At 68.5% G+C, this 11,832-nt stretch carries 9 protein-coding genes; 2 read left to right on the forward strand and 7 right to left on the reverse strand.

From position 1 onward, the window contains the following. The 6 genes from VIR09_RS00825 to tssJ form a co-directional block, all read right to left on the reverse strand. A partial coding sequence (locus tag VIR09_RS00825; RefSeq protein WP_332010806.1) for a hypothetical protein occupies positions 1–945 on the reverse strand: 945 nt, incomplete at its 3' end. A gap of 19 nt (positions 946–964) precedes the next feature. Beyond that, on the reverse strand, positions 965–1,696 hold the full coding sequence (gene tagF / locus VIR09_RS00830; RefSeq protein ID WP_332010809.1) for a type VI secretion system-associated protein TagF: 732 nt from the start codon (positions 1,694–1,696) through the stop codon (positions 965–967). 13 nt (positions 1,697–1,709) lie between these two features. Continuing rightward, complete coding sequence (gene tssM, locus VIR09_RS00835) at positions 1,710–5,339, reverse strand: type VI secretion system membrane subunit TssM (protein WP_332010812.1); 3,630 nt, start codon at positions 5,337–5,339, stop codon at positions 1,710–1,712. Continuing rightward, positions 5,336–6,613, reverse strand: coding sequence for a DotU family type VI secretion system protein (locus VIR09_RS00840; protein ID WP_414639350.1), 1,278 nt, complete (start codon positions 6,611–6,613; stop codon positions 5,336–5,338). Before VIR09_RS00840 ends, tssM begins: the two co-directional genes overlap by 4 nt. Positions 6,614–6,640: 27 nt before the next feature. Then, positions 6,641–7,975, reverse strand: a complete 1,335-nt coding sequence (gene tssK / locus VIR09_RS00845; protein ID WP_332010816.1) for a type VI secretion system baseplate subunit TssK — start codon at positions 7,973–7,975, stop codon at positions 6,641–6,643. An 18-nt stretch (positions 7,976–7,993) separates the two neighbouring features. Next, positions 7,994–8,554 (reverse strand): type VI secretion system lipoprotein TssJ, encoded by a 561-nt coding sequence (gene tssJ / locus VIR09_RS00850; RefSeq protein WP_332010818.1) that lies wholly within the window; start codon positions 8,552–8,554, stop codon positions 7,994–7,996. A gap of 118 nt (positions 8,555–8,672) precedes the next feature. Here tssJ and VIR09_RS00855 point away from each other — a divergent pair, with 118 nt between their 5' ends. Both VIR09_RS00855 and VIR09_RS00860 read left to right on the forward strand, forming a co-directional pair. Continuing rightward, positions 8,673–9,044, forward strand: coding sequence for a TssQ family T6SS-associated lipoprotein (locus VIR09_RS00855; RefSeq protein ID WP_332010820.1), 372 nt, complete (start codon positions 8,673–8,675; stop codon positions 9,042–9,044). A gap of 27 nt (positions 9,045–9,071) precedes the next feature. Further along, complete coding sequence (locus VIR09_RS00860) at positions 9,072–9,833, forward strand: FHA domain-containing protein (RefSeq protein ID WP_332010822.1); 762 nt, start codon at positions 9,072–9,074, stop codon at positions 9,831–9,833. A gap of 4 nt (positions 9,834–9,837) precedes the next feature. On the opposite strand, the gene tssH is transcribed toward VIR09_RS00860, so the two are convergent. Next, positions 9,838–11,832, reverse strand: a 1,995-nt coding sequence (tssH, locus tag VIR09_RS00865) for a type VI secretion system ATPase TssH (RefSeq protein ID WP_332010825.1), incomplete at its 5' end; no start/stop codon positions are given.

An 11,832-nucleotide genomic window follows, 5' to 3' on the forward strand; every position in this document is an offset into this window, starting at 1 on the left:
CTCGGCGGGCGCAGGTTGCGGCGGCGATGACGGCGGCGACTCCGATTGCGGCTGGACTTGCTGCTGCGATGGAGGCTGCGAGGAAGGCCGCGGCTGTTCGAGGGGCTGGGATTGGGGCGGCGCCGCGTCAGCCAGTTCGACCGGCGGCGGTACCGGCCGCAGCCACGCGTATCCGCCCGCCGCGAGCAACAGGAGGACTGCCAAGGCCAGCGGCAGGACGTGCCGCCCCCGCCCCGGATGTTCCGGCCGCATCGCCGTCAGGCGCACGGCAGCCGGTGACGCATCGGCTGCCTCGTCGACGGGGATCCCGGTCATCAATGAAGGCGCGGCCAGGTCCGGTTCCGGATCCGCCGCGGAAACCTGCGCCGGTGGCGGGGTCACCCCCATTGCCAGGGCCAACGCCGCAGCCGCCTGCGGCCGCGCCTGCGCCTCCAGCGCCAGGCCGTCGTCGACAGCGGCGCAGAAGGTTGCCGAATAGGCTCCTGGCTGCCTGTCGTCCAAAGACAGATAGTCGTCGCGCACGCAGCGCGCCAGCGCGCCTGGAGGAGCCGCGCCCGCCGCCAGGAAGTATGCCAGCGCCGCCAGCCCGTATACGTCTGTCCAGGGGCCGCAGGGATGAGCCGGATCGTCCGTGTATTGTTCGAACGCGGCGTAGCCGGCGTGCCGCATGGCGGCTTCATCATCGGCCGTTGCGGCCGGCGGCTGCGCCAGGATTACGCAGCCCTCGGCGTCACGGAGCACGGCAGCGGGGCAGATGCCGCCATGCGTCTGTCCGGTTTCGTGCAAGACATTCAGGGACGCGTACAGACCGGCGACGATCTGCAGGATCGCCTGTTCACGCCGCGCCCCCGGCGGCAAGCGCAAGATTTCGTCCAACCCCATCTCTGGGGCAGCGGGGAGGCCGGCCACGCCCGGCCCTGGTGGCACGGCGGAAGTTCGAAGCATGCGCAGTCCTCCGACAGGTTCAGGGATGCCAGGTCGGCAAGGATGAGAACAGCCTGGCGAACAGCGTGGCGTTCAGCGCGCCGCCATGGATGTAGGTCTGCAAGGCCGCCCCGTCCGCCTGGTTGGTCCACCAATAGCTGGTGTGGGAACTGGGGTTGAAGCAGAACGGCAGATCGGGCCAGGCGCCCAGCGCGCGGCGCGCCAGGGGCGCGGAATCCTGCTCCAGGCCCGCGCTCAGGATGTCCATGATGTCGCTGCCACCGCGCGGTGCGACGGCGCCCGGCGCGGACACTCGCGCCGCCGCCAGGGGCATGCGCAACTGCTGCAGACTGCGGTCGAACTGTTCCGCCGGGCAGCCATGGCGCACCGCCGCCAGCAGGCTGGCGCCGACCTGCCGGTAGTAGTCGCTGGCGCCGTCCAGGATGCTGCTGTGGTACTGCTCGGGCGGCACGGCCATGACGACGCATAGCGGATAGCCCCGGCCCACTCGATCGCGGCTGGGCGTGATGCAGCCCAGCTGCGCGACACCCGCGCCCGGCCCCGATGGAATCGCGAAATTCCAGATGGGCGCCGACGCGAAACCGCGCGCCGCGTTGACGTCCGGCGCCTGTTTCAGCGCCGCCAGTCCGAACTGCAGCCAGCGATCCCACCAGGTGATCAGCTCGCGCGACAGGCGCCGGTGCACGAAGTCGCCCGCCGCCGGAATCTTGCCGTACCAGCCCACACGCTCCCGCTCCACTGCTCGCTCCATGTCCATGTCCTGTTCACGACGCGCCGGGGCAGGCAAAGGCCTGCATCTCGGTCAGATGAAAAGGGCTTTTGACGCTGCTGGCCGTGATCTCCAGCACCACCTTGCGCCCGCCCAGGTCGAATGTGGCCAGCGTGATTTCCGCCGTGGCGCCGCGACGCAGCTGGGCGCGATCCAGCATGCGGTTCAGCGCCCAAGGGCCGGACGTGGTCATGCCCGCCGCCCCTTCCTGCGGCGTGAGCTCTATGCGCACCTGGTTGCTGCCACGAGGGCCGGGCCACTGCACCGTGGTCGCGACCTGCGGGCCGTGCGCATAGCGCACCGCCTGGCCGTCCACGTCCATCACGAACTGGGTAATGCCCGCGTCCATTTCCACGGGCCTGATGGCCACCCGGTACGAGGGCATCGGGTTGCCCGCCATGAAGTACACGTCGCGGATGACGCCGGCGCGCTGGAACGCGTCCAGCGTGGCGGAGTTCTCCCCCGACTTGCCGTCGATGCCGGGCTTGAAGCGCCAGCGCTGTGCGGACACGTCGATCTGGTTCGCCAGGTTCTTCTGGAAGAAGTCGTCCATCAGGCCGTTGGGCCCGAACAGCCGCGCCATGTCGTTGGGCGCCACGTCGCGCGTGGAACGACCGGAAAACGGGTAGCGCCCGGCCACGGACTGGCCGCAGAACATGCCTATGGTGGCGGACACGGTCTCGCCCATGCGCGCCCGGGCCACGTCGGAGACCTCGCCGGACGCGTTCACGGACAGGGAGTTGAGCACGTCGCGCAGCGGCCCGGGCAGGCGGCCCGCCTCCGCCCGCAGCTTGGTCACGGCATCCGAACTGGGCGCGGGACTGCCGCTGCGCAAGGCCGCGTCCGCCGCCGTCAGATAGGTATAGAGCTCGTTGATGAGGCCCGTGGTGGCGGCGATCGGCGAGGAGGCGCCAGCCGCCGCGCCCTCGCCTTCGGCCAGCCGGCGGTAGGGTTCGAAATGCTGGTCGACGATACGTTCCAGCTTCTCATCCGTGGCGTCGGCCCGCGTGGCCGCGCCCGGCCCGGTCGGCCCGAACATCTGCTCCAGCGCCTCGCGCGTGCTGCTGACGCGGTCGCGCGCCTGATCCACCAGCGAGCGGTCGTCCTTGCCGGTATCGCGCAGCAAGGAGGTTTCGCGCGCGACGCCGCGCACCAGCCGCACCAGCGGCGACTCCGGCGCCGACAAGGTGCGCGCCATCTGAATGTTCTGCAGCAGCGATTTGCTGGGCGCCAGTTGCAGATCGTTCAGATAGCCGTCCCACTGCGCCACGTAGTCGTTCATGTACAAGCGCTTGATGTCCACCACCAGCTGGCGTTGCGCCGTCTGGTCCAGCTGGCTGCGCAAGGGTATGTTCAAGATCCACGCATCGTCCGACCGCAGCACCTCGGCCACGCCGGTCACACGCTTGTTGAACACGTCCCAGTAGCCGCGATAGCTGTAGAGCGCGGGAATGCCCTGACTCAACGGCTTGCCGCTCTTGCGCACGAAGACGGCGCTGGCCTGCGCACCGCCCAGCGTCACCACCGTGATCTCAGGCGCCGCATCGGCGTTGGCCAGGGTGCGGCGCAGCCGGCTGTACGCGCGTTGCGCGAGCGTGTAGCGCGCCAGCTTCTCGCGCGCCTGCGCCACCAGCGCGTCATCCTTGGGAAACGGCGAGGCCAGCACGTGGCTCTGCGTCAGGTTGCGCAGATGCAGCGACAGCTGTTCGTACTGGCGCCGCGTATAGCCTTCGGGCAAGGTAGCCTGCATATCCGACAGCAGCCAGGCATGCATGAACTCCGCGTCGTAGCGTTCGGCCTCGTACAGCATCAGATAGGCCCGCAACGCCTCGTAGGAATACTCCAGGTCGCTGGCCGAGGCGTCGCGCAAGGCGGTCTCGACGCGCCGCGCCACTTGCGGCAGCAGCACCTGGTCCAGCGTGTTGCCGTACACCCCCTGCGCCGCCGCCTGCAGCTTAAGGCCCTGGTAAAGCCCATAGCGATAGCCCAGCGGCGGGTTGTCGATTTCGAAGCCTTCGTGCTGCGGCAGGTACCAGAGGCTGTCCAGGAAAGGCATCAGTCCCAGCAGGTCGCCGGTGCGCGTGATTTTTATCTCGCGAGTCAGCTTCTCCACTGCGGGCACGCGCCGCGCCACTTCCTCCACGTAAGCCGCGTTGTTGCGATAGCTCATGGTCCAGCCGGCGATCAAGGCGAGGAAGGCCGCCGTCACCAGGCCGTATCCCGCCCAATGCAACTGCCGGTAGCGGCGTTCCCAGCGCAGGTTGCGGCTCGCCAGGCCCGCTTCGCGGAAGATGACGTCCTGCAGCAGGTTCTTCAGGAAGTAGCTGCGGCCCTCTCCTTCGCCCGGCACGCTGGCTGCGGACGCGGCGCCGCCGTCGATGCGCAGGTAGCGTTTCAGATGACCGGTCACCTGGTCGAAGGTTTCGCCGCCCTGCGTGCCGCTGGTGAAGTAGACGCCCCGTGGAATGACGCGCGCCTCGAATTTCGAGGTCGCGAACACATCGCTCAGGAAATGGCCCAGGATGGCCTGCAGGCCGGCGAACTGCTGCGGCAGCATATAGGCGAGCGCACGCCGCGCCGGGTCGCTCTCGGCCGCCACCACTTCGGGCAAGGCGTCATCCAGGCGCCGCTGCAACAGGGCATATTCCTCGTGAAACGCCTCGTACAGATCGAAGTCCGGCTCCTGCGCGCGCGCATACGGCAAGGTGAAGCCCCATATCTGCGCCAGTTCCTCGCGAGTGAAGGAAGCGAAATACTCTTCGAAGCCCGACAACAGGTCGGTCTTGGTTACCAGCACATAGACCGGAAACGCGATGCCCAACTGCTCGCGCAGCTCCTGCAGCCGGCGCCGCAACACCGCCGCATGCTGCGCCCGTTCCGCGTCGGAGGCCGACAGCAGGTCTTCGACGCTGACCGTCAGCATCGCGCCATTGATGGGCTGCCGGCCGCGATACTTGGACAGCAGGCCGAGAAATCCGCGCCACTCTTCCTCGTCGCCGGTCGGATCGCTTTCGTGCGTGGTGTAGCGCCCCGCCGTGTCCAGCAGCACCGCATCGTCGGTGAACCACCAGTCGCAATTGCGGGTGCCGCCCACACCGCGCAAGGCCACTTTGCCGTAGCGTTCTGCCAGGGGAAAGTTCAGCCCCGAATTCACCAGCGCGGTAGTCTTGCCGGCGCCCGGCGCACCGATGATCACGTACCAGGGCAGCTGGTACAGATACTGCTTGGAGAACCGGTCCAGCGCGCCGCGCCTGCCGCGGCTCTCGAAGCGTGTCTTGCGCAGCAGCTCCACGGCCTCATGGAACCGCGCCTCCAGCTGGCGTATCTCGTCATTGCCGGCGCTCTCCTCCAAAGGCTTGTCCGCCTTGGGCCTGGGCCGCCGCAGCTGGCTCAGCAACTGTGCGTTCAAACGCCCTTCACGCCATTTGCGCCACAACAGCCGCAGCAGCCAGATCGCGAACATCGCCACGATGACCGCAATGCGCACCGTTTCGCTTTCCAGCGGGCGCACGGTGCCGATCGCGATAAGCGGCCCCGCGATCCAGATCAGCACCGCCAGGGCCACCAACCCCAGGAAGTTCCACACGCGGCGGCTGAAGAACCATCCGAACAGCCTGTAGATCATTCCTGTCCTCCCTGCTCGTGCGCCGGCGGCGGCACCAGCACCGTGATTTCCACCCGCCGGTTCAGCGCGCGGCCCGCGGCCGTGTCGTTGGGCGCCACCGGATCGGCATCGCCGCGGCCCTCCGCGCGCACCCTGGCCGTCTGGCCCAGGCGCTGCTCCAGCATGTCCTTGACCGCATCCGCGCGCGCCTGCGACAGGTGCCAGTTGGACGGGAAGCGCGCGCTGCGCATCGGCGTATTGTCCGAATAGCCGCGCACCAGAATGCTGCCCTGCGTCTCGCGCAAGGCATCGGCAACGCGCGACAGCACCGGCAGGTATTGGTCGCGCACGGAACTGGCGCCAGACTCGAACACGCCGTCACCCCGCAGCACCACCACGCTGCGGTCCACCTCGTCGCGCACGCTGACCAGCTGGTCGCGGATCTCTGGCGCCAGGAACACCGCCAGCCGCGGCGCGGGCGCCGGCCGCTTCACCGCCGTCGGCGCGATCTGCACGGTAGGCGGACGCAGCTTGGCGATGGACGCAAACACGGCATCGGATTGGCTGCCCAGGCGCCAGCCCAGGCCCCAGTACAGCGCCAGCGCCAGCACCGCGGCCAATGCGCCGAATACCCATAGCGGCACGGGCAAGCGGCGCAAGGGCGTCTGCGCCGGCTCATCGCGCCAATGGGGCGACAGCGCCAGCGGATACTCGCCGCGCGCGCCGCGCAGGATCCGCAACAGGCGCTGTCGCAACGTCTCCAGTTGCGAGCGGCCGTTGTCGATCACGCGGTAGCGTCCTTCGAAACCCAGCAGCAGGCAGTAGTACAGCAGCTCCAGCAGATCCAGATGCTGTCCCGGGTTCTGCGACAGCTTGGCCAGCAGCTGGAAGAACTTCTCGCCGCCCCAGGTCTCGTTGTGGAAGGTGACCAGCAGGCTGTGCGCGGACCATACGCCGCCCCCGCCCCATGGCGTGAGCGCGGCGGCCTCGTCCAGCGCCGTGCACAGGCAGTAGCGCGCGCCCAGTATGGTTTCGTTGGATATGCCCGCCTGCTGCGCGCGCAGCTCGAACTGGCGCACCTCGTCCAGCAGGTGCTCGCGCAGCATCGCGGGCGACGGATGGGTCGCCGTGGCGCGGATCTGCGGAATCAAGTCCAGCAGCGGGTTCGCTGCCGCCACCAGCGGATTGGTGCCGCTGATGACGTAGTCGTGGGGCCGCAGCCTGCCCGCCGTACTGGCAGCGCCATCGCCCATGCCGCCCGGAGGGCCGGCCAGCGTGTGATCCGAAGCATGCATAGTTGTCTCCGTCTGGTTGGGCTGCGCTCAATCGCGCAGCGCCCAGAACTCCATCGTCAGCCCGGGGAAATCGCCCGCCAGATGCAGCGCGAGCGCGCCGGTGCGCTCCAGCTGCTTCCAGAATTCGCCGCTCTTATCCAGCTCGAAGTAAACGTGTCCGGCGCTGTATGGAATCTGCCGCGGCGCCACCGGCAGCGTACGCACGGCGACGCCCGGCAATTGCAGATGCACCAGGTCACGTATGCGCTCCACCGGACCGATCTTGACCTGCGCCGGAAAGCGCGTGCGCACGGTCTCCACGCCCAGATCCGCATGCACCGCCAGCACGAAGCCGGCCGATTGCAATAGTTCAGCATCCTGGATCTGCGCCACGCGCACGCCCTGGCCGCGGTCCTGCAGCGGAATCTGCAAGGCGCGCTGCTCCAGCACGGCTGACAACGAACGGCGCAGCTCATTCATCAGGGGTGTGAAGCTGCCCTGCAGATCGTCGTGCGCATATCCCGGCAATACGCCCGGCCGCCGCGTGGCGGACGTGAAGGTGGCGAGGTCGCAGGCCAGCATCAGCCAGTCGTGGAACAGGCGCTCCGGATGCTGCGCGGCGTTCTGGCGCGCATGCCAGATCGAGCCCATATAGCGATTGACGGTCTCCAGCAACATGAAGTCCGACACCTCGGAGACGCCGCCGCGGCCGGGCTGCGACAGGCGCGCGGCCAGCGCCCCGCTGCGCGCGTCGAGCAGCCCCTGCAGCTCATCGATGAAACCGCGCAGGACCGGATGCTCGCCCGCCGCCACCCAGGGCGCTACGTAGCCCTCGTCCAGCACCACCCGGTTGTCCGAGCGGCGCTCCAGGACGCGCACCACGCCCAGGCCCAGCCAATCGTCGGTCAGCTCGTCTTCCAGCATCAGCCGCAGCCGCAAGCGGCCCAGCTGCATCAGGACGGGTTCCAGGGCCACGGAGCCGCTGTCCTCCACCTCGGCCTCGTGCACCAGATAGCGCGCCAGCGTGTCTTCCTCTCCCTCGTAGATGACGTCACTGGCGCCGGCGCGCACGCGCGGCAGGGCCAGCAGGATGCGCGCACCGCGCGTCTGCGCCGGCACTTCGAACGCCGCCGGCGCCGCGTCCGGGTGCGAGAAATCAAAAGGCGTGCCGTCGGGCATGACCCCTTGCGCCCGCGTCAGCGCGACCTTGCCTATCGCCAGCGCGTCGCGGTCCAGCGACAGCTGGCTGAATCCCCAGAAGAACCCTTGGAGCGCGGCCGCGCGCTGCTGCGCGGTGTGCAGCATATTGCGTTCAAACTGCTGGAAATGCTGGGGCCGCAGGAACATACCCTCCGACCAGATCACTTTGTCTCTGCTCACCATGTCCGGTTCTCTCAGCATCTAAAAAGGCCACCACGAACGGCTGCGATCCACTTCTTCCAGCCCGTCGCGCTTGACCGCGACTTTCACCGTCTCTTCATTCGGCGAAAACTGCCAGACCTTGTACATATTGGTGTTCTGCGCCTCGGGCAGCGCCACCAGCAGCCGCCACTTGCTCTGCTCCAGCTCGCGATAGGCCGCCACCACACCAACCACGCGCGCCTCGGCATTGCCGGGGTACTGCACCACCTTGGTCTCGCCCGGCTTCAGGATTACCTGATCGACGTTGAGCAGCTCCGCGCCCAGCGCCGCGTGCGCATCGCCCTGCAAGGTGAAAAAGTCGCGCGATTCGAAGATGCTGGCCGACTTCAGTTCGTAAATCGTCACCTGCACCGGCGATGGCCTGCCGCTGGCGTTCTGGTTGACCTTGGGATCCGCGCGCAGCTCTATCGCGTAAGGCACGGGCACGCGTCTGGCCGTCGACGAACATGCCGCGAGCACCGCCGCCGCCAGCACGCCCGCAAGAATCGCCGCGATGCGTCGCCGTCCCGTCGGAATCATTCGTAGGCATGGACTGCTCATAAGGCCTCGGAAATAAAAGTACACACGTCTGTTACGCCGCGACGCATACCTTGCGCGACGGGCCGCTATCATCGGCGGAATGACCAGGCCTACCCACCCCGAACGACACGCCCGCGCCATGAAACAGCCCGCACGCATCAGCTTGATATCCGGTCTCGCCTTGCTCGCAGCCTGTGCCTCCACGCCATCGCCGCAGGCCGTGGACGCTTTGCAGCAGGTCCGCGACGAATATGCCGCCAACCGCTTCGGCGCCGTCGTGCGCACGGTAGCGACTTCCGACGCACTGGCCACCGCGCCCACGCCCATGCGGGTCGAAGCCCTCAAGCTGCAGGCCTTCAGCTACTGCGTGACCAACTACCGCCAGCTGTGCGAGGACAGCTTCGTGCGCATCCTGCAGCTGCAACCCTCGTTCCAGCTTGCGCCGAATGAGGCCGGACATCCCCTGTGGGGGCCGGCCTTCCAGTCGGCGCAGGCGTCCCAGACTCGCTAACGCGCCAACGGCGCCCAGGAGACAGGCGTGAAGCTCATCGTGTTCCAGCGTGCCGGCGATCCGGCCTTCGACCCCTTCCACGCCGTGTTCACGGCGCCCGGCGGCACGGTAGGGCGCAGTCTCGACAATCAACTGGCCCTGCCCGATCCGACGCGCGCCATCTGCCGCGTGCAGGCGGCGATCCGGGTCAACGACGCGGACGCCGGCTTTGTGCTGAACCTGAGCGGCATGAGCGCCGTCAGCGTCAATGGCCAGGCGCTCGCGCGGGACCAGGAAGTGCCGCTGAATCCCGGCGACGAGCTGCAGATCGGCGATTACCGGCTGCGGGCAGATACGGGTGCGCCCGAAGCGGCGGCAAGCGCTACGTCCGTGGTGGCCGACGATGACATCTTCAGCGACCTGTTCGGCCCGGGCACCTTGCCCGTGGGCAGCGCGCCGGACGTCTCCACGCATCCCTTCGATCTGGACTCCGCCCAGGCGCGCAACCCGGAAGACCCCTTGCGCCACCTGCCGCCCGGCGACAGCGTCGTGTCGCTCGCGCCCACCGATCCCCTGGCGCTGTTCGACGCGCCCGGCGATGGCACGCCCAGCATCTTCTCGGACGGCACCCCGTCCGCCCTGCCCGCCCACGACGCGCTGGCCGAGCACCGCGCCCACCCCGTCGCTGATGCCCTGGGCCGTCCGCGCGAGTCCACGGACAATCGCAGCGCATCCGACCATCTGCGGGAGATCGGCGGCTACTTGCGGCCCGCGCCCGTCAAGCCAGGGCCCGGCGACAAGGACCGTTGAAGTATCAGGCGTAGTCATAACGGAACTCCCCGTCCGCGGCTGACAGGCCTACCCTGCTCAGCCTGCGGTCCTGCATCGAAGCGCCCAGCAGCTCCCGGCTGATCCTGGGCAACACCGTGTTGGTGAGCACGGCATCCACCATGCGTGCGCCGGACTCCACTTCGGCGCAACGCGCCACGACCAGCGCGGTGGCCTCGGGCGTCACCTCCAGCACGATGCCGTGGTGCTCCAGGAGGCGGCGGCGTACGCGTTCGAACTGCAGGTCCACGATGCGTGCCAGCATGGCGTCCGGCAGCGGCAGATAGGGCACCGCGACCAGCCGGCCCAGCAAGGCAGCGGGAAAGGCCTGCAGCAGCGGTTCGCGCAAGGCCGCGGCCAGCGCGGCGGCGTCCGGCAGCAGTTCCGGGTCGCGGCACAGCGCCGCTATGCGGTCGGCGCCCACGTTGGAGGTCAGGATGATCACCGCGTTGCGGAAATCGATGTAGCGCCCCTCGCCGTCTTCCATCCAGCCCTTGTCGAAGACCTGGAAGAAGATCTCGTGCACGTCCGTGTGCGCCTTCTCCACCTCGTCCAGCAACACCACGCTGTAAGGGCGCCTGCGCACCGCCTCGGTCAGCACGCCGCCCTCGCCATAGCCCACGTATCCAGGCGGCGCACCCTTGAGCGTGGACACCGTATGCGACTCCTGGAACTCGCTCATGTTGATGGTGATCAGGTTCTGCTCGCCACCGTAAAGCGCCTCGGCCAAGGCCAATGCGGTCTCCGTCTTGCCAACGCCGCTGGGGCCGCAGAGCAGGAACACGCCTACCGGCTTGTCCGGGTCGGTCAAGCCGGCACGAGAGGTCTGGACCCGGCGCGCCACCGCCTCCAGCGCTTCGCGTTGGCCGATCACCCTGGTCGAAAGCGTATCCGCCAGATCCAGCACGGCGCGCGCCTCGTCCCGCAGCATGCGGCCCACGGGGATGCCGGTCCAGTCGGCCACCACCGCCGCGACCGCCGCAGCATCGACCGCGCAATGCACCATCGCCGTCTCATCCTGGCTGGCCGCCAGCGCTTCGCGCGCCTGCGTCAACGCATGGCGCTGGTCATCCTGCGCATCGGAGGAAGCGAGTTCCAGGGTCTGGCGCAATGTCAGCACCTGCCCGGCCAGTGCCCGTTCCGATTCCCAGCGCGCTGCCAGCGTCCGCTCGTCGTCCACGGCGCCGGCCTGCTCGGCGGCGAGGCGCTGAATCCGCTGCGCATCGCCTTCGCCCAGGCGCAGTTCACGTTCGGCGATGCGCTGCGCCAGCTCCAACGCCTGGACCCGCCTGCGCGCGTCCTCCAGGCTGGGCGGCACCGCGTGCTGGCTGACCGCGACACGCGCGCACGCCGTGTCCAGCAGCGCGACGGCCTTATCCGGCAGCTGGCGCGCGGGAATATAGCGGTGCGACAGCGTCACCGCCGCCTCGATCGCCTCGTCCAGCAGCAGCACGCCATGATGGGCCTGCAGCGTTTCAGCCAGGCCCCGCAGCATGCCGAACGCACGCGCCTCATCCGGTTCGTGCACCTGTATGACCTGGAAGCGGCGGCTCAGCGCAGGGTCCTTCTCGATGTACTTCTTGTATTCCGACCAAGTGGTGGCGCCTATGGTGCGCAGCTGGCCGCGGGCCAGCGCAGGCTTCAACAGATTGGCCGCGTCTCCCGTGCCCGCGGCGCCGCCCGCGCCCACCAGCGTGTGGATCTCGTCGATGAACAGCACCACCGGCCGCTCGCTGGCCTGCACCTCGTCAATGACGCCGCGCAGCCGCTGCTCGAACTCGCCCTTCACGCCCGCGCCCGCCTGCAACAAGCCGATGTCCAGCAGATACAGGGCAACGTCGCGCAGCTGCGGCGGCACCTCGCCCGCCGCCAGGCGCAACGCCAGGCCTTCCACCACGGCCGTCTTGCCGACGCCGGCCTCGCCGGCCAGCAGCGGGTTGTTCTGGCGGCGCCGCATCAGCACGTCGATGAGCTGGCGGAT

This window comes from Achromobacter sp. (assembly GCF_036567245.1).
GTDB lineage: Bacteria > Pseudomonadota > Gammaproteobacteria > Burkholderiales > Burkholderiaceae_B > Achromobacter.